The organism is Portibacter marinus (genome assembly GCF_021533195.1).
Taxonomy (GTDB): domain Bacteria; phylum Bacteroidota; class Bacteroidia; order Chitinophagales; family Saprospiraceae; genus Portibacter; species Portibacter marinus.
Map to the genome: position 1 here is coordinate 80027 of NZ_JAJNKB010000011.1, position 25341 is coordinate 105367.

Consider the following 25341-nt stretch of genomic DNA (forward strand, 5'->3'; position numbering starts at 1 on the left):
GGAAAATGCAGGATTTTAATTGGTTTTACCTGGGACAAATCTACCATCCAACTTCCTCAATGTATTGTACAGATACGACAAAATGATGGCTAAACCTAAAAGACAAATCTGATGATATCTCTACTTTTAGTGACGGAGCAAGTAATGGATTAGATCCATATCTAATTTCACAATGCTATTGGGAGATGTCTGCAGATATTCTTTGAAATATCTGGACATATGGGACTGATCATAATAACCAGTTTTGTTGGCTAACTCCGTCCAGGTGATCTTTGGATTAGATTGCAAAAAGTTGAGAAGGCACTTAAACTGATAGATTTGAATGTAAACTTTGGGGCTTAGCCCAATCATTTTTTGAAAGTGTCGTTCTAAGGTTTTTCTCTGATAATGACATTGCTTTTCTATTTCCTTGACCGTAATTCCGCCTTGCCGCTCATGAATCATGGCCAAAACCTCCTCAAATCGCCCATCCTCCTTCTGGGCTGGTAAGCATCCTACAAAAAATTGATTTAATACGCCTATTTGGCGTTCTGTATTTTGGTCCATTTTTAATTTTTCCAACAAATGATTGGAGGCTTCTTTACCGATAAGTGCCTGGAGCGGAATGGCATGATTGGTCAATTTAGACATGTCATTCCTAAACAGACGATGCATACCAGTAGGTTGGAAGAAAACCAAAAGAGATTTAGTGTGTCCTAACAATTCGCCATAAACGGGAAGTGTAACTTGCCCTGTGACCACAGCTGATTCAGAAAAGAAATCCCTGTTACCTATTTTTGCAATGACTATATTTTGTGAATTGATAACTTGAATGATGAAACCACTTAAGCCAATTGGAGGGGATAGGTATGGCTCTTTCACCCCTTCTGGAACCTCAAGGACACCATAATTAGCAATGAAACTACGCAGGTTTGGTGGGGGAAGGTAGTTAGATGGCTGACTCATTGAAGCCAAAAATAAGAAAATAAGCGATTTTTGTTCACTGCTTATTTGTAAATTAGTTTCATTGACTTCTATGCAAAAAAAAGGAGTCCGCTCTAACCAACGGACTCCAGAGAAAAAATTCTCACTTTACTACTAAGACTATTGCTTCTTGAAAACTAGAGGAACAGTGTAGATTTCATTTCTCTGTACATCCTCTGTTTTTAATTTCTTGTAATTCAGTTTGTTTTTAATTCTTTCAGCGAATTCTCTCTTAGATACATTGACGACTACGATTTCATTCTTAGAATTCACAATAAATTGTACGTATGTTCTCTCATACTGCTTTTCCATGTCACTAATGTCAATTGTTTTCACCATATCGACGATTTCTTTTCTGATTTCATCAGGGTTTACATCAAGGTCATTAGCAAAAGTTGAAAAGCTGGTAAATAAGGCGCATATGATTGCTGCGAAAAATAATTTTGAATTTCTCATTACAGATATTTTTAAAAAGTTTAATAAATAAGATTTTTGAAGTTAAGCAATTGACTTTCAATTACTTGTTTCTTTTTTTGTGTTGATCAATATGGCCATATCGAATACACTTTAAAGACGGAGATTCTTTCAATAAGTTGCTCTGATGACCATCATATTCTATGAACTGACATAAAAAAACTACCAACGGAAGTAGAAATAAGACGACAATTATTTCTCATTTGATTCCTCAATTGTTAATTTTTGTTAATAAAAGAAACAAAACCATGAGATATACCAGTGGACTGATGAGTAGCGTAAATAACAATAAGAAATTGTTGAGAAATCGTAAACAGCTTCCCCAAGTAAAGGCATTCAATACTTGAAATTGCGAGCACTGATCAGATATTGGCTTGTAAAGAAAACTTAAGGTTTAAAAACATTGGCACACACAAAACCAGAACATTGAGATCAAAAGGTCTGAGTGTCCTCGATCAGAGAAACTTTATCACTTCACGCTTGTTGTTTATCTTTGTATCAACTATGATTTATTAATTAGGACATCGACAAAACTTATTTGTTAACACATAAATAGAACAATTATGGCAATCAGATTAGGAGAAACAGCTCCAAACTTTAAAGCTGAAACTACAGAAGGAACAATTGACTTTCATGAGTATATCGGTGATGGATGGGCTGTACTTTTTTCACATCCTGCAGACTTCACACCGGTTTGCACAACGGAACTGGGCATGGTGGCGAAGCTCAAGGACGAATTCGCTAAGAGAAATACAAAGGTGATCGCACTCAGTGTCGACCCTATTGAGGATCATAATGAGTGGGTAAAAGACATTAATGAAACTCAGAATACGCATGTAAACTATCCTTTGATCGCAGACAAAGACCGAAAAATCGCGGAAATGTATGATATGATCCATCCTGAAGCGACGGAAAAAGCAACAGTCAGGTCGGTATTTGTCGTGGGACCTGATAAAAAAGTGAAATTGACACTAACCTACCCTCCATCTACGGGTAGAAATTTTCAGGAAATTCTAAGGGTCATCGATTCTTTACAACTTACAGCCTATCATTCCGTAGCCACGCCGGCAGATTGGAAACATGGAGAGGATGTGGTGATTTCACCTTCTATTTCTGATGATCAGATTCCTGAAAAATTCCCCAAGGGTCATACAAAGGTGAAGCCTTACCTTAGGATTACACCGCAACCAAATTTGTGATCTTTCGATAAAGAATACTGTAAAATAGGTTACACAAAGCCCTGTAAGGAAAACTTACAGGGCTTTTCTTTTCGGGACATGTGCTGCTCGTGTGTCCTTTTGTCGAAGAATCAATTAAAACCCAATCATCGATTTTAAAATGAAAAAGACTTTTCTATGGACATTTATGTCTTTAGTCTTGCTGATAGAAATTCCGGCACAATCTACATTCGTTGGTGTAAAAGTTGGGATCAATGGCAATTACAGTTCCACTCTTAAAAGTAAATCCGGAGATAGATCCGAGCATGAGCGGTTTGGCAACGGATATCAAGGTGGGGCTTATGCGGGTATCCGACTTTTTAAAGGTCTCAACTTCAATGCGGAATTTGCATATGTCAATTCTACCTTTGAGATGGATCACACTTCTTTTACAAAGTATGATTCACGGGCCAGTGAACATTTACTTTATGAGGAATTGGTCATCAATCATACCGCTTTTAATTTTTCAACAGGCATAACCATTGACCTAAAATACATCCAGTTAGGGGTAAATCCTGAAATCTCAGTTTTGGCACAATCTAATGGGTACGGAACCAGATTCCAAAGCGACGAAGGGCATTCAATGATCTCTGGGAAGCGTGTGCAATATCGTTTCTTTTCGAAAAGAAGACAGGTCTACAATCGGGCAAATCCGGAAGAAGATAACGCATTCACCGTCAACAGGCTTCTATATGGCATGGACGTTCATTTAAATTTTTTAGTGCACAGCCCATTTTATATTCAAGCCAAAGCTTTCTATCCATTTACTGCATTTGTGGAGGAAGTCGTCGGGTTTTCAAATGAATCGATCCATCAAAAATCCATCAACTTTCAGATTTCTACTATCTACCATGTATCTTTTAAAAATGGACATAAGATCAATGCCGAGCGAAAAGTTAAAAAAAGGATAAAATAGATCAAGAACATCCCTCCAGACCAACGTTTATAAATATATCACCGTCTTTAGTGAAAATTTGAATATGAAAAATGCAATGGTTTTGATTTTTGCTTTATTGGTTTTGTGCCAATGCGAAAAGCAACCTCAATATGACGACGAGGTCCCCAAGTGTATAGTTGATAAAATCGAGGAATTTAAGCAAGGAGTGACTTCATGCGATGGAAATCAGGTAGGTCCAAATGTGATCAGCTACAACTTCCAGGGTGAGGTGGTGTATGTGTTTTCTCAAGGGCAATGTGTGGCAGATGGAGGGGCACAGGTTGTGGATGAAGAGTGTGAAGAATTATGCAATCTAGGTACTATCCTGGGGTTGGTAGAATGCAGAGGAGAAAACTTCGCTGACAATGCCGTGCAAATTGAAGTTCTATGGCAAGATTAACTCTTTGATTTTTATTGACACTAAATCTGTGATGTGGAAGGGAATTTATAGATCCAAGTCGTGAGTCAACTCCTTCATCAGGAATGCAGTTGTTGACCCACGATTGCTAAGTTGTAATAGGATATCTGAATATTGCAGGACCCTACTATGGTGATGGCTATGAAGACTTCAACATCGACAAATTACAAGAAACTAGGATCAGTAGGCATACCAATAGATAGTTCTAATCCGCTGAACTGGTCTTCGTCCACGCACCCAAGATAAATCCTGCTACTGTTATCACTAACATCGTTGAACCGCCATTGATCCATGCTAGACCATATGGTTCTCCCTCAAACATACCAGTAGTGATCATGGTACATAGGACAAAGCAGAAGGAGATTAATAGACCGATAATTGCTCCTTGCACACCGGATCTAATGTCCATTTTTACAAACATCCATGCAAGTAAATAGATGGGAAGAATAGTCGCGATTGTATTGGAAATCCAATGGCCAGCACCTGCAGGAGCTGCTTCTATATCTGCCATCGTGAGTCCTGCAGCATCCATCCATGCCTCCTGAAATAAGAAACCATACCACAGAAAACCTAAGGCATGTGCAATCACAATCGCTACCCATACGGCAGCATGATTAATTTTAAGCGCACTCATAATTAGTTTGTTTAGGGTTAGAAATTTAGTTTACATATACTTCTTTAAGTTTATACTTTTTGTAAATCAATTGGCCAGTCCCAAAACAGTTTTACAACACAAAACCATCTCGATAATCTCTCTTCACAAATTGATTAGCCGGCTCATAGTTGGTAATTTTCATATTCTCACCATCCCACCTCAGCTTCTTTCCCGTTCCAGTATAAGCCATTGATTTTTCACCGTTATTATTCTTTACCTCTTCTTGCGTATAAAGACTCCTGATCGCCAGATTTCCCATCAGCACGATCTCACTAAATGGACCTGCATAGTCAAAATCTGAACTGGCTTCGGCCTCACCTCTAATCGCAGCGATCCAATTACGCTGGTGATTTCGTTCCTTCACTCTGGTTAAAGTGGGCTCCGGCTCGACAAAGGCCTCATTGGCAGATTGAGGTAACAATCGAGGGTTGGCGCCATAACAATCACACATCAATTTACCCTCTGAACCAACAAATAAAACGCCACCATCCCAATTCCCCATGGCTTCGTCATCGCCGAGTTCTTCCGGTCTTGGAGGCATCAATCCACCATCATACCAGGTCAATTTTACTTCAGGCATGCCCTCTCTGGCTGGAAATTCATAGTAGACCATACTAGCTACCGGAGGACTTACATGTGATCCTACCCTACTCCAATTGACCACCTTAAATGGTGCAAAAGCTTGCACTGCTGTCGGATATTTTAATTTCAGTGCCCTTACTGCGGGATCCATGACATGGCAGGCCATGTCACCTAAGGCTCCGGTCCCAAAATCCCACCAACCTCTCCAATTAAATGGTTGATAACCTTCATGATACGGGAGCTTTGGAGCTGTCCCAAGCCAAAGGTCCCAATTCAGATAATCAGGTACTGGCACAGACCCTTCCGGCATCTTCATTCCTTGCTCCCAAACGGGTCGATTCGTCCAGCAATGTACTTCACTGACATCCCCAATGGTTCCAGCCTGAATCCATTCCGTAATTCTACGGATATCATCACCACTTGATCCCTGGTTACCCATTTGAGAAACTATATCATATTTATTGGCAGCTTCAGTCAACATTCTGGCTTCATAAACATCATGTGTTAAAGGCTTCTGAACGTAGACATGCTTTCCTGCTTTCATCGCCATCATAGCTGGCGGCGCATGCATGTGGTCAGGCGTTGAAATGGTCACCGCATCAATGTCATCACTCATTTCTTCAAACATAATCCTGTAGTCCTCATACCTTTTGGCTTTCGGAAACATTTCGAATGCCCTGGAGGCCTCCTTCGTACTAACATCACACAAAGCAACGACATTTTCCTTTCCTTTTCTGCTCATTTTATCATATCCGGCAGCATCTCTGATGTCACTAAAACCCTTTCCACCAGCTCCAACCGCTGCTAAATTAATCCGATCATTTGCCGCGGTATAACCGACTCCACCCAGAATATCTCTTGGGACAATCATGACACCTCCTACACTTAATCCGGTATTCTTAATAAATTTTCTCCTACTGTTTCTCTTTTGCATATTTTAATATTGTCTCGTTAAGATATTAATTACCTGCCAATCTTTAAAATAATAAATGGCTGCCTTGGACCAAACAGACAAAATTCATAGCTATTTTTATAAATATATATCTACAATTCCCTTCATTTTCAACTTTTAGAATCCATACATATCAGCATTTTGAATTGCAAATTGATTAAATCTGTCAAAAAAGACGTGATTACGCCTATGACTCCAGTATTTAAACGCTTATTTTTATGTCAATGGAAAATAGATACCTCGAAGGCATTAAGAAGCAATTTTATTATTATAAAACCCTTGGTGAACGCACGTTTGACCAACTGGAGGACCATTACTTATTTACTGAACTCAGCCCATCAAGCCATAGCATCGCACTCATTGTCCAGCACTTGAGTGGTAATATGAAAAGCAGGTTTACAGACTTCTTAACAACAGATGGTGAAAAGGAGTGGAGGAATCGAGATCAGGAATTTGTGCCATTGTTTCGTAATAGGGATTCCATGGAGCAGGCATGGACGGAGGGTTGGTCCTTGGTTTTTCAAGCTATTGATCAAATTAAAGATATTAAATCACTGGTCTACATTAGAAATCAAGAACACACTGTTTATGAAGCGTTAAACCGCCAATTGGCACACTACGCCTACCATATCGGCCAAATTGTTTATATCGGAAAATCGATCAAGGGTGATGATTGGGTAAGTTTATCTATAGCAAAAGGAGCATCAAAACACTTCAATGAAAGCAAGTTTACCAAGGGCAAACATAAAGGTCATTTCACTGATAAGATTTAGGTTCAATATAGATGGTTTATGCTACCTTAGTGATCACAGCAATTAGTGGCTTTAATGACTGTTACAACAGAAAACAAGAATGTATACTTTGAATGATTATTATTCATCTGATCTGTTAAATTAGTGGTAGAGGGAAGGCCATTAGTCGATTCGAAGTTTATAAATAATTTAAAATATGTAATTTCAAGTGATGGAAGATCCTACTATTTATCACAGAGCTAGAAAAAGAACGAGGAAGAAAAAGGCAGCCTTTGTGAGCCTTATTGTATGGTTATCATTTTTCTGTTTTTTCATGCTGGCAGACATCAATGATGGTTCCAGAAGCATCGAATGGGCTTTCTATCCTTTAATTCCATGGGGAATGGGGGTTTTGATTCAATGGTTTTATGCCTTTGATTTCATGGGTATGGGTGAAAAATGGGAAAAAGAAGAAATTCAGAAAGAGATCGAGAGAAGAAGGAAAGTTTTGAATGCGTTTGAAAAAGAATACGGAGAAATTGAACAACTGGATCTCGAGGATTTAAAAGAGATCAGGAGAGCTCACAAGGACTCTGATTTTGTGTAATGATTATAGTGCCTCTAATCCGCCATAATCCAATTTGATTTCAGACCTTACCTCATCCAGAATTTCCATCAATTCAATGCTATTCTGTAAAGTCCATTTTTTACTTTCAAGCTGACCATTGAGCAAACAGGAATTGACTTCTTCTATTTCAAACTTAAAACTAAGCGGTTTATGCCCATATCCCTTTGTGACAGGAAAATCCATACTTTTAACAAATCTGGTATAAGTATTGGCTTCATGCCACCTTCCATGTATCCTGATACAGCCATTTTCTCCATATAGAAATCCATCGCAAGGCGAAAAATACTGCAGACTGCAATTTAGGATGGCCTCCCTGCCATTTTCATAATCGAATAACATGACTAAATTCTTATCTGTGCCATTGGGATAATACTCAGCCTCTACATTCATTCTGACTGGCTTACCCAACATATAATACGAAAGAAAAATGGGGTAAATACCGATATCGAGAAGAGCGCCACCAGCCAATTTTTTGTTGCATAGTCTGCTTGTCAAGTCATAAGGTTGATGAAAACAAAAATCTGCTTTCACAGCCTGCAATGTACCGATCAACCCGGATTCAATATCGTTCTTAGCATCCTGTAAGGCGGGATTAAATCTGGACCACATGCCCTCCATTAAAAATAATCCTTCTTGACGCGCCTTGTCCACCATCGCTCTTACTTGCTTTGCATTGACAGCAAACGCTTTTTCACAGAGCACATTTTTACCAGCATCAAAACACATCATCACATTCTCATAATGATGCGAATGAGGTGTGGCTACGTAGATGATGTCAATTTCTTTGTTGTCCAACAAATCCTCATAGCTACCATAAGCCCATTTTGATTGATACTGACTTGCAAATTCCTTTGCTTTACTTTCACTTCTGGAGGCTACTCCAAGTAAAGTTGCGCTCTCAGTTTCTTTTAGATCTTTGGCAAACTTGTGGGCGATCTTTCCGAGGCCCATGATGCCCCAATTAATTGTTTTCATTCTCTAAATATAGCTTGAATTCAAATAACTCTTAAATTTGCCATTAAAGTCTTAGAAATGAAGGAAACTACCAAGTTGATATTAAACCGGATTTTCGCCATTTTGACAGGCGTGGTTGCAGGTGCAATTGTTATGGGCATGCTGGAAATGATCAGCAATTCAATGTATCCCTTCCCTACCGGTGCTGATCTTTCCGATCCGGCTGTCATCAAAGAACACATCAGCACTTTGCCTATTTCTGCATTTCTTATTGTTCTTACTGCACATGCTATTGGTGCCTTAACTGGTGGCTTTGTGGCTTCTAAAATGGCCAAGGTAGAGAAACGTGGAGCTGCTTTGTATACGGGCCTTATATTACTTTTGGCCGGCGTATTAAATTTGATTTCCATACCGCATCCGCTTTGGTTCAGTATCGTTGACGTTATTCTATTTACACCGATGGCATTATTGGGAAACATGCTAAGGAGTAAAATATGGCCTTAACTTCTATGATCTGAAACCGATTTATGTAGATTGTTCATAAGCTTTTTTCAGCCACTTTTTTACTTCAGCATCCACTTCTGCTAACGATGAAATGGTGATTCGATGGGTACACATGGTTCCAAAAGGTCCTGATCCCTGAAGTCTTCCATCATTTTCCTGATCTTTGATTTTTAAACCCAGATCTATTCGTGTTTTCGTGGCCGGTTTGATCAGGGCAAACTGTTTAGCCCGGATGATACTAACACTGCTTTTCTTGGGTACGATTTTAACATCGTTTCCAAAACCCTCAACGATTTTGATTAATTCATTGTATATGGGCAATAGAGCTTCCTTACCCTGGTATTGTGCATCCACAAGGTCCGAATCTTCCATTTGATTTTCCTTGCTCAATAAAATAATGGTATTGGCAAATCCATGGGTTACACCGTGTTCGCCTTTAAGAAATTTCATGGCTTCACCGTGCTTAGCAAAATTTTTGTGTTTGAGAATTTTTTTCCACTCAGCCAGAGACTTACCTGTTTTTTCCGGCATATTATCAATCATCGTTTGAAGAGCCTTGTCCATAGATTTTCTTTAAGTTCCAGTCAAGATACAAAATAGAAATCTTACCTTCAAATGTGTTCGGAAGGCATCTCAATCGCTTTTCCAGTGCGATTATCGATAGGCATCAATGCTCTGGTTTCTAATAAGTACGAAGTGAGAATTTTAGCCAGTTCTTCGGTTTTCTGTGTTTCGGATTCGACTAAATTTGTTGACTCACCCAAATCGTTTTCAATGTCATATAATTCAAGTGCTCTTTCCGTATGACGGTAAATCAATTTCCATTTTCCTTTCCTCATTGCACTATAAGGAAATTGATCATAGGTATGCGGAAAGTGCCAAAAAATGGGGCGTTCCTGCTCATCAACTTCCTCCCCTTTTAACATGGGCACAAAACTTATCCCGTCAGTCTCGGGAATTTGCTTAGATGCTACCCCTGCCATTTCCAGAAAAGTGGGAAATACATCCTCAATGATGACATATTGATCCTCTGTTGTTCCAGCCTGAGAAACCCCTGGCCAGTAAACTACCATTGGTACCCTGACACCACCTTCATAAGGAAGCAATTTATGTCCCCTCAATGGTAAATTTCGGGTGGCTTGCTTAGGAGAACCGTTATCTGACATAAATACGATAATGGTGTTGTCAGACACCCCCAAATTGTTCAAGTGCTCCCTAATGTCTCCAAGAGATTTATCCATTCCCTCGATCATAGCTGCAAAAACGGCATCAAATTGACTTAAGCCTCCCCCCTCATACTTTGTGTAGAATCGCTCATCCTTCTCCCAAGGTGCGTGAATGGCATAATGTGACATATACAGATAGAATGGCGAACCATCTTCTACTGCTTCTGAGACCGCTTCTTTGGCCTCAATGGTCAATGCCTCAGTTAAAAAAACATCCGTTCCATGATATTTATCCAGTCCTGGCACATCCCAGATCAAATTACCGGGCTGCCTCCAATCAGCACTGTAATTATATTTTCCTAAGTAACTTCCAGGGCCACCTGCTGCATGACCGGCAATATTGACATCAAAACCAAGATTTCGGGGATCCGAACCCGGAGTATCTTTAGCTCCGAAATGCGCTTTTCCAACATGAATGGTCTGATATCCATTTTGCTGTAAAATCTGTGGTAAAGTAGTTGCAAAATAGGTCAGGGAATCACCTTTTTGGTTACTCAATCCATTCATATTCCATTCAGGAGGTTGTATGATGCTATGCTCCGGATCCGGCGATTGATCTTTTCTTAGTGTCCAATTGGTCACCATATGCCTTGCAGCATTCATACCGGTCATCAGACTGATTCTAGATGGTGAGCAAACTGCCGTAGCATAGGCCTGGGTAAACTTCACCCCATCCTCTGCTAATTGTACCATATTAGGAGTATAATAATTCTCGTTTAGTTGAGTCACTTCTGTATGGAAGGGCAAGGATGTATCCTGCCATCCCATATCATCGACAAAAAAGAAAACGATGTTAGGGGGCAAGCTTTCATTTGTTGAATTCTTGCAGCTATAACAAAAGGTTCCAACCAAAAAAGTAATGATATAAAGTCTCATCCTGCTAATCTACGTATCTGGTGCGACATGCAATGGCTTTGAGACTAATGATTTTTTTTGCAAGAAATACAATTGGGACAAATCTAATTCAAAATTTTAAAGGTCAGTTCTCGTAGTAAATCTCCCTGATCGATATTCTTTCGATTGATGCCTTTACTATAACCGTCATATTCTTGCAAATCGAGTAAGATTTGTCTGATTTTGTCACTTTGATAGTTCCTAGCTGCGATTCGATAGTCCTTCATAAAGTAGCTTGAAAAAACACCAATCTTACTTGCCAATGTCCTGTCATCTAAACTTCCCATGGATTGAGTCTGCCAGACTTTAGTGAAATAGCTATAAAGCGAATTTATACTTATAATGATTGGATTTTTCTTTTCGTTAGCAGCAAAATATTCAACGATTCTAAATGCTTTTACTTTATCTCTTTTTCCCAAAGCATTCTGCAATTCAAAAATATTATAGTCCTTTGAAATCCCTACGAATTCCTGAATATGTCGACTAGTAATCGTTTGCCCAACATCCAGCCTCATACCAAGTTTTTTGACCTCATTATTGAGTTTAGAAAGGTCCGTTCCCACAAATTCAGCAAGCAAGCTAACGGCTTTTGGCTCAATTTTTAAAGATTCTGCAGCCACCATTTGCTGTATGTGAGCAGGCAATTGATTATCGTAAACTTTTTTGGTCTCCAAAACAACTGCATTTTTTTTAAGGGCTTTGTGGAAAGTGGTCCTTTTGTCTAATTTTTTATGTTTGTAGCATAAAACCAGAATGGAAGTGGGGGAAGGTGACTCTACGTATGATTGCAACTGTTGGATCGATCTCATTTCCTGAGCTTCTTTGACGATTATCACCCTGCGACTGGCCATCATGGGAAATTGTCTTGCATTGTCAATTACCGCTTTAAACTCAATTTCTTTTCCATATAAAATAACTTGATTGAAGGCCTTGGCAGCTTCATCGAGAACATTGTTTTCAATGTAATTACTCACTTGATCGATATAGAAAGGTTCTTCCCCAGACAAAAAATAAATGGGATGAAACTTTTCATCCTTCAGCTCCTTCAAAATATGTGAGGCATCCATACATTCAGATTAAGTGTGCAAATATACTTATTGGATTTTCAATTTATAAGATCCATAATCAAACCATTCATGAATTATTAAATTATATTCATAAATTCGACATCCTTAAATTATTGATATGAAATACAGCAAACTAGGAACAACGGATATTGATGTGAGCAGAATTTGTCTGGGGACCATGACCTGGGGCAATCAAAACACTGAGGAAGAAGGTCACCAACAGATGGATTATGCCCTGGATCAAGGTGTAAATTTTTGGGATACTGCGGAGATGTATGCCGTTCCTGCTCACCAGGATTATCAAGGTAAAACTGAGGAAATCATTGGTTCCTGGTTTAATAAAAATGGCAAAAGAGATGAAGTAATTCTTGCAACCAAGATTACAGGCCCTTCAGCCAATATGAAATACATTCGACCTGAACTCAATTTCAGTAAAGAGCAAATCCATCTCGCAATCGAAGGCTCATTAAAGAGGCTGCAAACGGATTATGTGGATTTGTATCAGCTGCATTGGCCGGAAAGGAATACCAATTTTTTTGGCAAATTAGATTACAAACACGACCCTGATGAAAAGTGGGAGGATAACTTCATGTCCATTTTAGAAACGATGGATGGATTGGTTAAGGATGGTAAAATCAGGCATTGGGGAATTTCCAATGAAACGCCCTGGGGGATGATGCATCATTTGCAAATGTCAGCCATTACTGGAAAGTCCAGGATCGTTTCTATTCAGAATCCTTACAACCTGCTGAATCGATCGTTTGAGGTTGGCCTGGCTGAAATGGCTATCCGGGAGAAGGTTGGATTACTCGCTTATTCTCCCTTAGCATTTGGTTTGCTGACAGGAAAGTACCATACGAAAACTGCGAGACCTGATGCCCGGCTTTATCAATTCAAGGTGATGGATAGGTACAATAGTGCTGAATGTCGCGAAGCTACTTCAGCATATATGAAGATCGCGAATGAAGCAGGCATGAGCGTCACTACTCTTGCTTTGGCCTTTATCAATCAACAACCTTTTCTAACCTCTAATATTATAGGTGCCACACGAATGGATCAGTTGAGAGAAAACATTGCTTCCATAGATGTGGAGTTAGATGAGGATACCATTCGAAAAATTGATCAAGTGCACAAGAAGTATTCAAATCCTGCGCCGTGAGGTGAGAGTAGTCGTTAGTTCTTAGTTGTGAGATGTAAGTTGTAAGTCCTCAGTCAGCTTTCTCTTTGAGAGCTGAGCGGAAGTATCTGCTTTCTCTTTGAGAGCTGAGCGGGAGCTGAGAGCGTGGGAAGCTCTCTAAGAGATATGGGAGAGGTAAGTTGTTAGTTGTTAATTGTAAGTTGTTAGTTGTTAGTTGTTAGTTGTTAGTTGTGAGATGTAAGTTGTAAGTCCTCAGTTGCTAGTCAGCGGTCTGCTTTCTCTTTGAGAGTTGAGTGTGAGCTTAGAGCGTGGGTTATCTGATTTCTCTTTGAGAGCTGAGCGGGAGTATCTGCTTTCTCTTTGAGAGCTGAGCGGGAGCTGAGAGCGTGGGAAGCTCTCTAAGAGATATGGGAGAGGTAAGTTGTTAGTTGTTAATTGTAAGTTGTTAGTTGTTAGTTGTTAGTCTTCAGTTGCTAGTTCTCAGTAAGCTTTCTCTTTGAGAGCTGAGCGTGAAAAAAGGTTAGATCCCTTAGAGAGCACGCTAAACTCCAACGCAATGCTGCAGCTCTCAAAGGGAACAGCAAACAGCAAACAAAAAATGGCAACCATTTGCCTTATAAATATCGGCGCAATTCGATTATATTGTTCAATCTTATTCAAAAGTCATGGGAAATAAATTAAAAATATCCGCCACCATCGATGCTCCGCTAAAAGAAGTCTGGGAAAAATGGACTCAAGAAGCACACATTATTCAATGGAACTTCGCTACTGACGAATGGCACTGTCCTTCCTCCAATAACGATCTAAGGGTCGGAGGAAAATTCAATAACCGAATGGAAGCTAAAGATGGCAGTTTTGGTTTCGACCTGGAAGGTGTATATACTGCTGTTGAAAAACACCAATTAATTGCTTATGATCTGGCTGACCAGCGACATGTTGAAGTCCATTTCACTGAAAAAAATGATCAGACAATTATTAATTCTACATTTGAAGCGGAAGATCAGAATTCTGAAGAGCTTCAACAAAATGGATGGCAAGCCATCTTGAATAATTTCAAAAATTATGTAGAGCACAGATAAAATAGGTGATTCACCTATAAAAATGGATTTATTCCTGCTGATATTTGTGGCTCAATTTAAATAGAATGAAACCATCGCTAATATTAATCCTATTAGTTAGCCTCAAAATATCAGCTCAAAAACCATTGCAGTTCATTAAAGTGAAAAATCCTGATCGAACAGTTGACCTTAGTGTGATCAACCATTCGGGCATAGACTATTCCGTGACTATCAATATGGAATTAGAAAAAATGACCTGTGATAAAAAATTACCAATAACAGTCGAAATTGCAGCTGGAACTACCATGCCATTGGCAAAACTAACGCCTACCAGCGAACAACCTGGAAAATATTTGATCAATTATAGGTCATCAGCGAACCAACCACTTGATTTAACTTATGAGCCTAACCTAACCATTTACACAAAAAACAAGGATAAAAGATCTACTCAATTATTGATCTACCTCAATCAAAATGGTATCGCCTACAACGAAATCAATACTTCTTACAATGGTGATACAAAGGCAATGTATGAACGGATGCTTACAAGAAGAGGAATTGACAAGAAAGAGGCAAGGATTCCCGTGGTCATTTATAGAGGGGAAGCCTACCCTGATATTAAAAATGTCAAAAAGTTTTGTAAAGAAAAACTAGCTAATGAAGGTCACTTTATTCGAAAACAAGACCGTAAATATTAGTTTGAAATTATTCCATTTCCAGCCATTCTAACTTAATAATCAGCTCTGAAAAACCAGATTATGAAACCATTTAAAATTAATTCAGATGTTCAAATTGCTTATTTCACTGGCCTGTATTCTCTTAAGTGTATGGACTTATGCTCAATCTCCCACTCCTTTTAATTGCAGTGGTTCCAGCCAGGGATTTGGTTATTACATAGCTTCCGAAACAGAGAATAATACTCCAACAACACTTTCGTATTCTAATTCACGATTGAGTAGAATTACTACGTCGACCGGAACAAGAACCACTGTATGTACACCTACACAAATGGGCAGATCACTCAATGGACTGGCTTTTAATCCACATGACAATTTTCTATATGCGGTTTCTCGCTATGATCCAAATTTGACTACGGGTAAATCTGGTCGACTTTATAGAATTGGCTCCAACTGTCAGCTCCAAGAAGTATCGGTTACAGGCTCCATCATTAAATTCGACACCAATGACAAAGCAACAATAGATGCTGCAGGTGGCAACATAGGTTCAGGAACCTTTGATCTTGACAATAATTACTATGTGAACACCTCCTTTACTAACCAGGCATCCACTGGCTTTACCAATAAGATTCAAATAATTAGAATCAGTTCAACAGGTGCCACAGTGCTATCCACTCAGACTTTAACTTGTGCATCTTGCACAGGAGAACTACGGATTACGGATATCATTTTTGATGAAGCCAGCAATAGTCTGCTTGGCCATAACTTTATTAATAAAAGACTGTATAAAATAAATGCTTCTACTGGAGTTTTGACTCCGATAACTCCCTCATCTGGAACGGGTTTGACTTCACCAGTTTTAGGCATGTATAAAAATAAAGACGGGATGATCAGAGCCATCACTGAAGCTGGTCAGATCTACAATGTCAATGCGACAACCGGCACATTTACGCTAATTTCTACCGTATCTGACTTTAGAAGCAGAAATGCAGATGCGGCCTCCGGCTGTTATGCTCCACCATCCATTTCAGGTCATCTTTATCTTGACTCAAACAGGTTGACCGATGGTACTGTGAACGGAACAGGTACTGACAAGGCTGGCTCAACTAAAATGTATGCGAATTTGATTATTGGTGGTCTTGTAGATAAATCTTCGGAGATATTGCCTGATGGAACTTTTCAATTTTTAGGCCTATTTAGTGGGACTTACACTGTAGAGATCAGCAGTTCTCAAGGCACCATTGGGCAAGCGCCTCCAGCACAAAACCTACCTTCAAGTCATGAGTGGGTCGGTGATAATATAGGAGCCGGCGTAGGGAATGACGGAACACCAGATGGCAGACTTGGCGTCACCATCGCCTCTGGATCAGATGTTAGTGAAGTGAATTTTGGTATTGACATGGCTGTAACAGTGCCGTTAGACTTTACATCATTTACAGGGAAATTAAGTGATCAATATGTTTTACTTTCATGGACTACGGAAAATGAGTTAAACAATGATTTTTTTGAGATTCAAAAGAGTACGAATAATTTAGATTTTAAGACCATCGGTAAGGTCTACGCTGGTACAAAATATGAGTTAATAGATCGCAATGTCGTTACCAGTAAAATCGCATATTATAGGTTGAAGCAAGTAGATATCGATGGATCTATTATGTATAGCAATGTAATCTCCATCCACAGGAAAATTAATCAGTCGATAACCGTGCAACCCACTCTTTTTTCAGATTTGCTCACGATCTACTTTAATGATCCATTTGACAGCACTTCAGAACACACCTTCAAATTGTATGATTTAACCGGCCGAATGGTGGGTAGCGAACGTATTTTTGAAGGTGAGAATGCGGTTGACGTATCAAAGTTACAAAAAGGCATTTATTACTATACCATCGTAGATCAAAGACAAACCATCTTGCAGACTGATAAACTGATTAAGCCATAAAATAGGTGAAATACCTAGTCTAAAATAGGTGTTTTACAGGATTCATGAAGGAATAAGCTTGCTGATATTTGTGTTGGAATTGAAACGAAATGATAAAGATTAAAAGGTTCTTGAAAAAGAGAGGTAAGCTACAGAAAGGGGTGCTCGAAAACCGAATTCGTGTGAATACTAAATCCAAAAAAATAAAGATTATGCGCAAAGTGATAAAACTTAGTGCTTAATCTTCAAATAACAATTAACATTAACAAAGAAATTTAAAATCAAATGGCACAGACAAAATCTGAAAAAAGAAACCAAGCTAAGAAAGTGGCTGAGCAAACAGCAGCTAAGAAAAAAGCGGATAGAATGGCAAAAGGCCAAACCGGTTTAGCTTCTAATGCTAAGAAGGCTAAATCAACCATTCCACAAACAAAGAAGAAGTAGCATTATTTAAGCGATTTGAACAGCCGATACAACCCAAAAATCTGTATCGGCTTTTTTATTGTATCAAGCCATGCTGAATGGCGAACTTGACCAAACCAGCAGTATTTTTAACATCTAATTTATCCAGAAGATTTCTTCGATGTGAATCCACTGTTCTAATGCTGATGAAGAGTTTGTCTGCAATTTCAGGATTCGAGTATTCATCAGCGATCAGTTTCAATATTTCAATCTCCCTCCTGGTCAATTGTACTGGAGGGCTTTTCTTTCTTAACCCGTTGTTGGTTAAGTTTCTGATCAGTATTTTTGAAACTTCATTGCTGTAATAAGTATCGCCTCCTGCAACTGTTTTGATGGCTTTTATCATTTCTTCGCTGCCCGCATCTTTTAGTAAGTAACCCTTCGCTCCCACTTCCAATATCTTCAAGATATAATCATCTTCGTGATGCATAGAAATGGCCAATATTTTAATGTCGGGATCTTTTTCCAAAATGACTTTGCTCAAAACGATTCCACTTTCGTCTCCCAATGTGATATCCATGAGAATAACATCCACTCCATTTTCTTCCAGAGCTTGCAAAGTGGTTTTAAAATTACTGGTACTCCATATTACAGATAGATCCTCTATGTCATCAAGTATGGAAGCGACACCATCCCGGAATATCTTATGGTCATCTACGATTCCGATCCTAATCATTTTTCACATTTACAGGTACCAGTATTTGTACAGAGAATCCATCATTGGGCCTGGTTTCCACCTCCAGAGTTCCTTGCAATGTTTTCACTCTTGTAGCAATATTATTCAGTCCCATTCCAGATTTCATTTCTTCATCTGTAGCACCTTTGCCATTGTCTTCTACTGTCAATTGTATCTGATCATCAAAATTTCTAATCTGGATTTGAATTTCAGAACACTGTGCGTATTTTATGGCATTATTGATCAATTCCTGAATGATTCGGTAGAGATTAATCTCTAACTGGTGGTTCCATATGACATTTTTCACTCCATATGAGTAGTAAGCCTGGAAGGCATGATCCTCTCTGTCATTTAATCTCTTAACCAGATTAGAAACTGCCGTATTTAATCCAAAATCTTTTAAACTCTGAGGCATTAAATCGTGCGAAATCAGCCGTATATCCTTTGAGGTTTCTGAAATCATCTCATTGATATAACTCAGTCTTAACTTCACTTTATCATTGGAAGCCAGACTTGAGAGCGCGTCAATCTGTAGTCGGATGGAAGACATCATCGGCCCTATTCCATCATGTAATTCCCTCGCAAGTCGGGCTCTTTCTTGTTCCTGTCCTAAAATGATACTTTGAGTAGCAACATCCATAGCTTTAACACTTTCTGTGGTGTCCAGCAAAGTGATTAGTATTCTATCTTCCAGCTTTTTACCTCTTATATTGATAAAAAGTCTACCTATGGGAATCCTTTGCAAATTGAAAGATTTGCGTTTTCCTTCCAATATCCTGCGGACCACATTGATCAACTTCTCAATATTAACCACTTCTGAAAGCGTTTTTCCTTCTAATTCCGAAATTGATCTTTCCAGACATAATAGCTGCTTTGCTAGCTTATTCATGGTAATGATGTCTCCATTCAGATCGCATGTCAAAATGCCAAAAGGTACCTGATAAAGCACTGTTTCATTGAATTTCATGAATCTCACAAAGTCCTTCATTCGAACATTTATTTACCCTAGCAACTTACGAAATAAAAACTTAATGGAAATTTCCGATACGCAAAAAATAATCGCTGATACCACTGCAAAAGTTTCAGCTATTTCAGCCCTTCCGATTCCTTTTCTGGATGTGGCTGCCATGACTTATTTTCAATACCATATGGTCAAAAGACTAGCTGAAGAACATCATTTAGAAGTAGATAATACCAGAAGCATGATCATATCATCTCTGCTTTCGTCACTAATCTCTAAATTAGTAGCTACAGGTCTTGAAAATCTAGCCTCCCGAACCAAGTTAGACAAGATGTTAAAAGATTCGCTCATCAGAGCCTCAATTTCAGGATTTTTGACCACCATCATTGGAGAAGCATACGAACTCCACTTTAAAAATGGAGGAACACTAGATGATATCACTCTGAATTCATTCGCTGGATATCTAGAAAGTCAGTTTCGCAGTGACCGTTGGTCATTAAGTAATCTGACAGATGATTTTATGAAAGGTATCGAAGAATTTACCGATTAAAACTTTTTATTGGTGTGGCGTAAAGTCCGACTTTACCGAATTTATTTTCAAGAATCCCTGGGTAGGCGTTGTTTTAGCTCGCGAAGATTCACAATTAACATCATGTATTTTGGTATCCATTCAGGAAGGTAGAACCTTCGACTATTGGATTTGATCAACCATACATTATTAGATGATCAGCATCAGGCAAAAGCTTAATGAATGTACTTGCAAACCTAATCGAGCAAACATTTATGAGTCAAGCTTTTTTCCTATTTTTTCTATGGTATTCCAATTTCGGGTGGTGATGTTTTGATCAGATAACTCTTCCAAAATTTGCATTGCTTTAGGAGTCTTTAAAAGGGAAACATCTAATACACTAAATATCGTACTTTTATCCTTTCTCACAATCATGAAAGTACGATCATCGCTGTACCAGGGTATCTGTAAGTCGATTTCCTTGTTCTTTTTCAGAAATGTCACATAGCGTCTGATGTTTTTATGCATTTTGACTTCTTGAAAGGGATTAGTTCTCAACATCTCCCTCAAAGTTTCTTCTGTTCTGATGATAGTGGGAACCGAAAAACCAAAAGTACTTTGCAATTCATTCTCTAATATGGCTTCCAGCTCTTCTGGTGCCTGTTCATCTCTCTCAAAAATAATATTTCCTGAGTTTAAAAGTGTAACAGGATGATCGAAGCCAATGGAGGTCAATGTTTTCTTGAGTTCCGCCATTGGAACCTTATGATGTCCGCCCACATTAATTCCTCGAAGCAATGCAATATATTTCATTGGTTTCACAAATTTTAAGATAATGCAAGTTAATGGATAGTATAACATTGGTAAGTATCAAAAGGACTTTTTCACATTGACAACCAATAAAGGGTGTGAAAACCAATCTTTATTTACTATCACCATGTGAGGTTAATATGCAAGCTAAATCTTAATATGACCATTTTAATGCAATAATTCTAATGACTAACGCGGAGGTAAGCCCTATGAACGATCTGAAAATGCTTTGAAGATGTCACATGCCTTCCAAGTTAGCTAAATTGAACAATTATTTGGGCTATTTGCTTTGACATATAAACATGAAACTATTCCAATGTACGGCTTGTAACCAACCTCTCTTTTTCGAAAATACCTTCTGTACAACATGCGGCAGCAAATTGGGATATCTCGATTTTAAATTTGAGGTCATTTCTTCATCGAACAGCAACGATTTCTCTAGTGAGGATGTGAAATATGTTTACTGTGCCAATCATCAATTGGACGCATGTAATTGGTTGATTTCAAAAAAAAATGAAGGACAATTGTGCAAAGCTTGTTCCTTAAACAGAGTGATCCCAAATCTGAATGATGACGAAAACTTCGAAAAATGGCGAAAAATTGAAAGTGCCAAACATCGACTGGTATATAGTTTACAGAGATTTGATTTACCTTTAAAAAACAAGTTGGATGATCCCGAAAATGGTTTAGCATTTGATTTTTTAAGCCCCACCGATCGCAATCCTGAAAAGCCGGCAGTTAGGACGGGGCATGCCAATGGTGTGATCACTATAAACATCGAAGAAGCTGATTCTGTGCATCGCGAATACATGCGAAAAAAAATGGACGAACCTTACAGAACGCTCATTGGCCATCTTCGACATGAAGTGGGCCACTATTACTGGGATCAACTCATATATCGGAACATTGAATTACTCGAACAATATCGGAAGCTTTTTGGAGATGAGCGGGAAGATTATGGGCAAGCATTACAGCGTTATTACGATCAAGGGGCTCCGGATCACTGGGAATCTAATTATATTAGTGAGTATGCGACCATGCATTCATGGGAAGACTGGGCTGAAACTTGGGCACACTATTTTCACCTGATAGACACATTGGAAACAGCATATGCTTTTGGTTTGAGTCTAAATCCCAATTTACAAAAGGTTTCAACCATGAACATGCAAGCGGGGTTTAATCCATATTACCAGGACAATTTCGATCGTATTATCGAAGCAAGCGCTCCTCTTGCTTTTGCTGTTAATAGTATTAATCGAAGTATGGGACAGCCTGACCTTTACCCCTTCGTTTTCAACCCATCCGTAGTTGAAAAATTGAGATTTGTCCATAAGATTATGACTACCAGTGGTTAAGCTCTCGATGTTGTAAAATTCATCAGAATCATTAATTTTGAATCAAGGTTGTAAATCTTATTTGTCACATTTATAGATTAATTTAACCTATTTTCGTCCCATGTTTTATCTGGCATCATTCGACCCTTTGGTAGCACTCATTGCTGTAGTTACCATCTTTGTGATCATGGTCAGCTTCGTATTAAAAAAAGCGAAGCAACCATTCATCATTGGGTATATTATCATTGGTATAATCTTGGGCAGAACGGGACTTATTCAGGATGGTGACTTGGTTCACAATCTAGGAGAATTGGGAATTATCCTACTGATGTTCTTTATAGGGATGGAAATCAATTTGCCTGATCTGGTCAACAAGTGGAAGGTGGCCATTTTGGGAACAATGATGCAAGTTTCGCTTAGCGTTCTATTGGTTATTGCCATGGGATATTGGTTTGAATGGAGCTTATCCAGAAGTGTGATTCTGGGATTTGTCATCTCATTGAGTAGTTCTGCGATTGTCATTAAATTATTGGCCGACAAAGGTATACTGGACACCAAAGTGGGACAGGATGTGTTAAGCATATTGCTCACACAGGACATTATTATTGTGCCACTATTGATCGTCACTTCTTTTCTGGGGGGTGACACTCCCTCAATCTCCAGTATGGTGCTCATGATTGCTGGAGGAGTGTTTATCACTTTTATTTTAGCCTACATCTATTTTAAGCGCGAAATCAAACTGCCCTTTAGTAATGGTCTGGAAGAAGACCATGAATTGCAGGTTTTCGTTGCCATCTTAAGCTGTTTCGGTTGTGCATTGATGACCTCATTGTTTGGACTGTCAGCTGCCCTGGGAGCTTTCATAGGTGGCATGATAATGCACGCTGGTCGTTCAACGGATTGGATTCATGATGTTTTGCACTCACTTCGCGTCATATTTGTTGCCTTTTTCTTCATTGGTATTGGGCTTCAGATTGATTTTTCATTCATCTGGGAAAATATTAGAGAGATACTTTTCATGTTGGTCCTGGTTTATCTGACCAACCATGTGATTAATTCGGTCGTCCTTAGATTATTCGGAGATTCCTGGAGGGAGGCCATAGTTGGTGGTTCACTTTTAGGTCAAATTGGAGAGCTGAGTTTCCTAATCAGTTTATCAGCGTTTAATCTGGGAATTTTACAATCCTATGGTTATAAATTTACCATTAGTTTAATCAGTATGACCATGATTATCAGTCCTTTTTGGGTTGCCCTGACAGAATTTGTGTTAAGGGTATTTTATAGGGGAGATAAATTTCAGCTAGAGTAATTAAGAAATCGGTCGTGATTTCAAAATGAAACACTTAAAAGCGGTCCAAAACTTCTTCATTGATCTCACCCAAACCACTCTGCAAATAAGGATACATTACGCCCTTTTCGATTTTAAATAGTCCTTTGAAGGGGTCATTCACAAAATCCAAATGAGCATCAAGGTCTGCATATTGAACATTTGGACGACTAAGGGCAAAGTGCAAACCACTGGCTATGCCTAGTTTACACTCATCCATGCAGCCCACCATCACCTCATTACCTGCGGCCTTTGCAACACTATTGATGTGTAAAGCCTGTTCTAATCCACCTACTTTTTGAATCTTTATGTTCACCATGTCGATGGCTTGGTTTTTAGCAATGCGAAAGGCATCGCCAAGGTGTTTCAGGCTTTCGTCAGCCATGATTGGAACTTTTGTCATGGGGCCTTGCAATATATGGGGAATTTCGGAATTCAAACCCATGGGTTGTTCCAGGATTTCAACGCCATATGGATGTAATTCCTTAATGAATTTAATCGTATCATCTGCAGAGTAACCTTGATTTCCATCGAATCTCAAAATGATTTGTTGACCAAAGTGCTCTCTAATCTTAATAATGCGTTCGATATCCATGTCCACACTAATGCCCCCCTTGATTTTCAAAATATTAAATCCCTGTTGGAGAATCTCTCTAGCTTCTCTCAGTGTTTCATCAACAGTCATAATTCCGATGGTCACACAGGTGGGAATGCTTTTTCGATTTCCACCAAGCAACATATAGAGAGGGAGTTTAGCCCTTCTTGCCAAGAGATCATAAAGCGCAATGTCCACCATAGCCAGGGTTGATTTACACCCAGGTGTCATCATCCTCATCTCATTCATGAGCTGTTCTCTCATAAACGGATTTTTACCTTCCAGGTAGGGAATGAGCATGTTTTCAATATTAGATTTGACATCTTCAGGATTCTCACCAGTAATAATTAAATCGGGCGCTGCACAGCCATATCCTTGAAGACCATTAACGGTGGTGATTCTCAGGATGAAATTGGTCGCTTCAGAAATGGTTTCATAAGCGATGGTGTAAGGTTTTCTCATCATGAGATGCAACTCTGCAAACTCTACTTTCTCAATGATCATAGGTAATTTTTAATAATCAGGTCCACCAAGCCTTCTGCTCCATGAGCCAGAACGTCAAATGCCGGAAGATTGACTTCTTCTTCAATGCTGCGGCACGCGGCTTCAATTTGCTCAGGTTCTATTCCTTCATGATTCACAGTAATGGCTATAACTTCCTTGCCAGAAATGGTCTGAATTGCGTGGATTTGTTCAGGCAGCGAATGGAGCCTATAACCCGGAAAGCCGTCATATTCTTTTCTCATGGGAGCATGTTGCAAGATGACATAATCAGGTCTCCCGGCTGCTAAAATTTCAAATCCTCCTGGATACGCAGGATTCATCAGACTTCCCTGCCCTTCGATAACAATGACGTCCGGTTTTTTGGCCTTATATGCACTGACCACCGCATGTTCAATTTCTCCCGATACGAAGTCGTTAATACAACTGTCCATAATCATGGAAAATTCTGCGCCCTGCATCCAGGCCGTCTGACCTGTGCCGATCATCTCAGCAGACTTATTTCTGGACCTCAATCCATGAACGATTAACCAGGCAGTGGTTCTTTTTCCAATTGCTGAATCAGTGCCTAATACCGCCAATTTAAGTGCGGTCACTTTCTCTATCTCTCCAGTAAAAAAATGCAGTTGATCCCGGTCTGGAGTTTTTCTAACATCTCGGATTTTAACACCTCGGTCCTCAGCTAACTTGGAAATTTCTGAATTGTTGCATATAAAATCATGAAGACCGCTATCGATATTCAACCCAGCTTTGATTGCATTCTTAATTACTTCCAATGCTTCTTTAGGCAGCCTTCCACCGTCTGGTGCCAAACCAATCACAAAATATTGGACCCCTTTATCGCGATTTTGTTCTAAAGCTTTTTCAAAACTTTCGAAGACAGGGATGCCTTTGTGTTTTCCGTCTAGTACCATTCCTGCATCCTTACCTGCATGCCTTTCGTCGATGATTCCCATGACTTCATATCGATCTGTGAATCTGACGAGACCATGAGCTGTTTTTCCTTCCGGCGTATTAAAGGCACCATCGCAATAGACGATGGCCTTACCACTTATTTTTTTTGACATGTTATTTCTTATTTCAATTGTTAAGGTGTGTTTTTATTTGCATGCGAGTTAACCAATAATTATGATACAAATTAAGGAATTTTTAATCGCTGATATTATATTAG

The 25341-nt window shown here is 39.1% G+C and carries 27 protein-coding genes; 14 read left to right on the plus strand and 13 right to left on the minus strand.

Annotated elements, in window-relative coordinates; all coding sequences use genetic code 11:
- Positions 1-126 precede the first annotated feature (126 nt).
- Positions 127-945, minus strand: a complete 819-nt coding sequence (locus L2567_RS18970; RefSeq protein ID WP_235299432.1) for a helix-turn-helix domain-containing protein — start codon at positions 943-945, stop codon at positions 127-129.
- A 138-nt stretch (positions 946-1083) separates the two neighbouring features.
- A complete protein-coding gene (locus L2567_RS18975) occupies positions 1084-1419 on the minus strand; it encodes a hypothetical protein (protein ID WP_235299433.1) in 336 nt (111 codons plus the stop codon).
- A gap of 581 nt (positions 1420-2000) precedes the next feature.
- On the opposite strand from L2567_RS18975, the gene L2567_RS18980 reads away from it, so the two are divergent.
- The 3 genes from L2567_RS18980 (at position 2001) to L2567_RS18990 (ending at position 3991) form a co-directional block, all read left to right on the plus strand.
- Positions 2001-2636, plus strand: coding sequence for a peroxiredoxin (locus L2567_RS18980; protein WP_235299434.1), 636 nt, complete (start codon positions 2001-2003; stop codon positions 2634-2636).
- Between the two features lie 139 nt (positions 2637-2775).
- Positions 2776-3570, plus strand: coding sequence for a hypothetical protein (locus tag L2567_RS18985; RefSeq protein WP_235299435.1), 795 nt, complete (start codon positions 2776-2778; stop codon positions 3568-3570).
- 64 nt (positions 3571-3634) lie between these two features.
- Positions 3635-3991, plus strand: a complete 357-nt coding sequence (locus L2567_RS18990; protein WP_235299436.1) for a DUF6970 domain-containing protein — start codon at positions 3635-3637, stop codon at positions 3989-3991.
- A gap of 223 nt (positions 3992-4214) precedes the next feature.
- Here L2567_RS18990 and L2567_RS18995 read toward each other — a convergent pair whose 3' ends face one another.
- Complete coding sequence (locus L2567_RS18995; protein WP_235299437.1) at positions 4215-4643, minus strand: DUF1761 domain-containing protein; 429 nt, start codon at positions 4641-4643, stop codon at positions 4215-4217.
- A 91-nt stretch (positions 4644-4734) separates the two neighbouring features.
- On the minus strand, positions 4735-6180 hold the full coding sequence (locus L2567_RS19000) for a Gfo/Idh/MocA family protein (RefSeq protein ID WP_235299438.1): 1446 nt from the start codon (positions 6178-6180) through the stop codon (positions 4735-4737).
- A gap of 242 nt (positions 6181-6422) precedes the next feature.
- On the opposite strand from L2567_RS19000, the gene L2567_RS19005 reads away from it, so the two are divergent.
- On the plus strand, positions 6423-6971 hold the full coding sequence (locus tag L2567_RS19005) for a DUF1572 family protein (protein WP_235299439.1): 549 nt from the start codon (positions 6423-6425) through the stop codon (positions 6969-6971).
- A gap of 190 nt (positions 6972-7161) precedes the next feature.
- The gene (locus L2567_RS19010) at positions 7162-7536 is read left to right on the plus strand and encodes a 2TM domain-containing protein (protein ID WP_235299440.1); all 375 of its coding nucleotides are present in this window, start codon (positions 7162-7164) and stop codon (positions 7534-7536) included.
- 3 nt (positions 7537-7539) lie between these two features.
- Here the strand turns inward: L2567_RS19010 and L2567_RS19015 are convergent, their stop codons facing one another.
- Positions 7540-8532, minus strand: a complete 993-nt coding sequence (locus tag L2567_RS19015; RefSeq protein WP_235299441.1) for a Gfo/Idh/MocA family protein — start codon at positions 8530-8532, stop codon at positions 7540-7542.
- 57 nt (positions 8533-8589) lie between these two features.
- On the opposite strand from L2567_RS19015, the gene L2567_RS19020 reads away from it, so the two are divergent.
- A complete protein-coding gene (locus tag L2567_RS19020) occupies positions 8590-9015 on the plus strand; it encodes a hypothetical protein (protein WP_235299442.1) in 426 nt (141 codons plus the stop codon).
- A gap of 21 nt (positions 9016-9036) precedes the next feature.
- Here the strand turns inward: L2567_RS19020 and L2567_RS19025 are convergent, their stop codons facing one another.
- From L2567_RS19025 to holA, 3 genes are all read right to left on the minus strand, one after another.
- Positions 9037-9579, minus strand: a complete 543-nt coding sequence (locus L2567_RS19025) for a DUF4287 domain-containing protein (protein WP_235299443.1) — start codon at positions 9577-9579, stop codon at positions 9037-9039.
- Between the two features lie 47 nt (positions 9580-9626).
- Positions 9627-11117 (minus strand): sulfatase, encoded by a 1491-nt coding sequence (locus L2567_RS19030; protein WP_235299444.1) that lies wholly within the window; start codon positions 11115-11117, stop codon positions 9627-9629.
- An 83-nt stretch (positions 11118-11200) separates the two neighbouring features.
- Positions 11201-12202: a DNA polymerase III subunit delta gene (gene holA, locus L2567_RS19035; RefSeq protein WP_235299445.1), complete on the minus strand. Its 1002-nt coding sequence runs from the start codon at positions 12200-12202 to the stop codon at positions 11201-11203.
- Between the two features lie 118 nt (positions 12203-12320).
- On the opposite strand from holA, the gene L2567_RS19040 reads away from it, so the two are divergent.
- The 5 genes from L2567_RS19040 (at position 12321) to L2567_RS19060 (ending at position 17440) form a co-directional block, all read left to right on the plus strand.
- Positions 12321-13361, plus strand: coding sequence for an aldo/keto reductase (locus tag L2567_RS19040; RefSeq protein WP_235299446.1), 1041 nt, complete (start codon positions 12321-12323; stop codon positions 13359-13361).
- Positions 13362-14005: 644 nt separating this feature from the next.
- Positions 14006-14419 (plus strand): SRPBCC family protein, encoded by a 414-nt coding sequence (locus L2567_RS19045; protein WP_235299447.1) that lies wholly within the window; start codon positions 14006-14008, stop codon positions 14417-14419.
- 65 nt (positions 14420-14484) lie between these two features.
- On the plus strand, positions 14485-15096 hold the full coding sequence (locus tag L2567_RS19050; RefSeq protein ID WP_235299448.1) for a hypothetical protein: 612 nt from the start codon (positions 14485-14487) through the stop codon (positions 15094-15096).
- A gap of 85 nt (positions 15097-15181) precedes the next feature.
- A complete protein-coding gene (locus L2567_RS19055; RefSeq protein WP_235299449.1) occupies positions 15182-17017 on the plus strand; it encodes a DUF6923 family protein in 1836 nt (611 codons plus the stop codon).
- 264 nt (positions 17018-17281) lie between these two features.
- The gene (locus L2567_RS19060) at positions 17282-17440 is read left to right on the plus strand and encodes a hypothetical protein (protein ID WP_235299450.1); all 159 of its coding nucleotides are present in this window, start codon (positions 17282-17284) and stop codon (positions 17438-17440) included.
- 55 nt (positions 17441-17495) lie between these two features.
- On the opposite strand, the gene L2567_RS19065 is transcribed toward L2567_RS19060, so the two are convergent.
- Both L2567_RS19065 and L2567_RS19070 read right to left on the minus strand, forming a co-directional pair.
- Positions 17496-18134, minus strand: coding sequence for a response regulator (locus tag L2567_RS19065; protein ID WP_235299451.1), 639 nt, complete (start codon positions 18132-18134; stop codon positions 17496-17498).
- A complete protein-coding gene (locus L2567_RS19070; protein ID WP_235299452.1) occupies positions 18127-19122 on the minus strand; it encodes a sensor histidine kinase in 996 nt (331 codons plus the stop codon). Before L2567_RS19070 ends, L2567_RS19065 begins: the two co-directional genes overlap by 8 nt.
- 43 nt (positions 19123-19165) lie before the next feature.
- Between L2567_RS19070 and L2567_RS19075 the strand changes: the two genes are divergently transcribed.
- Positions 19166-19645, plus strand: coding sequence for a DUF697 domain-containing protein (locus L2567_RS19075; protein ID WP_235299453.1), 480 nt, complete (start codon positions 19166-19168; stop codon positions 19643-19645).
- 231 nt (positions 19646-19876) lie between these two features.
- Here L2567_RS19075 and L2567_RS19080 read toward each other — a convergent pair whose 3' ends face one another.
- Positions 19877-20416 (minus strand): DUF1697 domain-containing protein, encoded by a 540-nt coding sequence (locus L2567_RS19080; protein WP_235299454.1) that lies wholly within the window; start codon positions 20414-20416, stop codon positions 19877-19879.
- A 299-nt stretch (positions 20417-20715) separates the two neighbouring features.
- On the opposite strand from L2567_RS19080, the gene L2567_RS19085 reads away from it, so the two are divergent.
- Both L2567_RS19085 and L2567_RS19090 read left to right on the plus strand, forming a co-directional pair.
- Positions 20716-21768, plus strand: coding sequence for a zinc-binding metallopeptidase family protein (locus tag L2567_RS19085; RefSeq protein ID WP_235299455.1), 1053 nt, complete (start codon positions 20716-20718; stop codon positions 21766-21768).
- A 100-nt stretch (positions 21769-21868) separates the two neighbouring features.
- Positions 21869-23056: a cation:proton antiporter gene (locus tag L2567_RS19090; protein ID WP_235299456.1), complete on the plus strand. Its 1188-nt coding sequence runs from the start codon at positions 21869-21871 to the stop codon at positions 23054-23056.
- Between the two features lie 34 nt (positions 23057-23090).
- Here the strand turns inward: L2567_RS19090 and L2567_RS19095 are convergent, their stop codons facing one another.
- Both L2567_RS19095 and L2567_RS19100 read right to left on the minus strand, forming a co-directional pair.
- Complete coding sequence (locus tag L2567_RS19095) at positions 23091-24173, minus strand: mandelate racemase/muconate lactonizing enzyme family protein (RefSeq protein WP_235299457.1); 1083 nt, start codon at positions 24171-24173, stop codon at positions 23091-23093.
- The gene (locus L2567_RS19100) at positions 24170-25237 is read right to left on the minus strand and encodes a DUF1611 domain-containing protein (protein WP_235299458.1); all 1068 of its coding nucleotides are present in this window, start codon (positions 25235-25237) and stop codon (positions 24170-24172) included. The genes L2567_RS19095 and L2567_RS19100 overlap by 4 nt, the downstream gene beginning before the upstream one ends.
- Between the last annotated feature and the right edge of the window lie 104 nt (positions 25238-25341).

Excerpts from the sequence above, each read along its gene's own strand:
- L2567_RS19055 (WP_235299449.1), top strand. The coding sequence starts at position 15,182 with ATGTTCAAATTGCTTATTTCACTGGCCTGTATTCTCTTAAGTGTATGG.
- L2567_RS18980 (WP_235299434.1), top strand. The coding sequence starts at position 2,001 with ATGGCAATCAGATTAGGAGAAACAGCTCCAAACTTTAAAGCTGAAACT.
- L2567_RS19000 (WP_235299438.1), bottom strand. The coding sequence starts at position 6,180 with ATGCAAAAGAGAAACAGTAGGAGAAAATTTATTAAGAATACCGGATTA.
- L2567_RS19090 (WP_235299456.1), top strand. The coding sequence starts at position 21,869 with ATGTTTTATCTGGCATCATTCGACCCTTTGGTAGCACTCATTGCTGTA.
- L2567_RS18985 (WP_235299435.1), top strand. The coding sequence starts at position 2,776 with ATGAAAAAGACTTTTCTATGGACATTTATGTCTTTAGTCTTGCTGATA.
- holA (WP_235299445.1), bottom strand. The coding sequence starts at position 12,202 with ATGGATGCCTCACATATTTTGAAGGAGCTGAAGGATGAAAAGTTTCAT.
- L2567_RS19050 (WP_235299448.1), top strand. The coding sequence starts at position 14,485 with ATGAAACCATCGCTAATATTAATCCTATTAGTTAGCCTCAAAATATCA.
- L2567_RS18975 (WP_235299433.1), bottom strand. The coding sequence starts at position 1,419 with ATGAGAAATTCAAAATTATTTTTCGCAGCAATCATATGCGCCTTATTT.
- L2567_RS19075 (WP_235299453.1), top strand. The coding sequence starts at position 19,166 with ATGGAAATTTCCGATACGCAAAAAATAATCGCTGATACCACTGCAAAA.
- L2567_RS19005 (WP_235299439.1), top strand. The coding sequence starts at position 6,423 with ATGGAAAATAGATACCTCGAAGGCATTAAGAAGCAATTTTATTATTAT.
- L2567_RS18970 (WP_235299432.1), bottom strand. The coding sequence starts at position 945 with ATGAGTCAGCCATCTAACTACCTTCCCCCACCAAACCTGCGTAGTTTC.
- L2567_RS19040 (WP_235299446.1), top strand. The coding sequence starts at position 12,321 with ATGAAATACAGCAAACTAGGAACAACGGATATTGATGTGAGCAGAATT.
- L2567_RS19015 (WP_235299441.1), bottom strand. The coding sequence starts at position 8,532 with ATGAAAACAATTAATTGGGGCATCATGGGCCTCGGAAAGATCGCCCAC.
- L2567_RS19080 (WP_235299454.1), bottom strand. The coding sequence starts at position 20,416 with ATGAAATATATTGCATTGCTTCGAGGAATTAATGTGGGCGGACATCAT.
- L2567_RS19025 (WP_235299443.1), bottom strand. The coding sequence starts at position 9,579 with ATGGACAAGGCTCTTCAAACGATGATTGATAATATGCCGGAAAAAACA.
- L2567_RS19060 (WP_235299450.1), top strand. The coding sequence starts at position 17,282 with ATGGCACAGACAAAATCTGAAAAAAGAAACCAAGCTAAGAAAGTGGCT.
- L2567_RS18990 (WP_235299436.1), top strand. The coding sequence starts at position 3,635 with ATGAAAAATGCAATGGTTTTGATTTTTGCTTTATTGGTTTTGTGCCAA.
- L2567_RS19045 (WP_235299447.1), top strand. The coding sequence starts at position 14,006 with ATGGGAAATAAATTAAAAATATCCGCCACCATCGATGCTCCGCTAAAA.
- L2567_RS19070 (WP_235299452.1), bottom strand. The coding sequence starts at position 19,122 with ATGAAGGACTTTGTGAGATTCATGAAATTCAATGAAACAGTGCTTTAT.
- L2567_RS19030 (WP_235299444.1), bottom strand. The coding sequence starts at position 11,117 with ATGAGACTTTATATCATTACTTTTTTGGTTGGAACCTTTTGTTATAGC.
- L2567_RS19020 (WP_235299442.1), top strand. The coding sequence starts at position 8,590 with ATGAAGGAAACTACCAAGTTGATATTAAACCGGATTTTCGCCATTTTG.
- L2567_RS19085 (WP_235299455.1), top strand. The coding sequence starts at position 20,716 with ATGAAACTATTCCAATGTACGGCTTGTAACCAACCTCTCTTTTTCGAA.
- L2567_RS18995 (WP_235299437.1), bottom strand. The coding sequence starts at position 4,643 with ATGAGTGCGCTTAAAATTAATCATGCTGCCGTATGGGTAGCGATTGTG.
- L2567_RS19010 (WP_235299440.1), top strand. The coding sequence starts at position 7,162 with ATGGAAGATCCTACTATTTATCACAGAGCTAGAAAAAGAACGAGGAAG.
- L2567_RS19100 (WP_235299458.1), bottom strand. The coding sequence starts at position 25,237 with ATGTCAAAAAAAATAAGTGGTAAGGCCATCGTCTATTGCGATGGTGCC.
- L2567_RS19095 (WP_235299457.1), bottom strand. The coding sequence starts at position 24,173 with ATGATCATTGAGAAAGTAGAGTTTGCAGAGTTGCATCTCATGATGAGA.
- L2567_RS19065 (WP_235299451.1), bottom strand. The coding sequence starts at position 18,134 with ATGATTAGGATCGGAATCGTAGATGACCATAAGATATTCCGGGATGGT.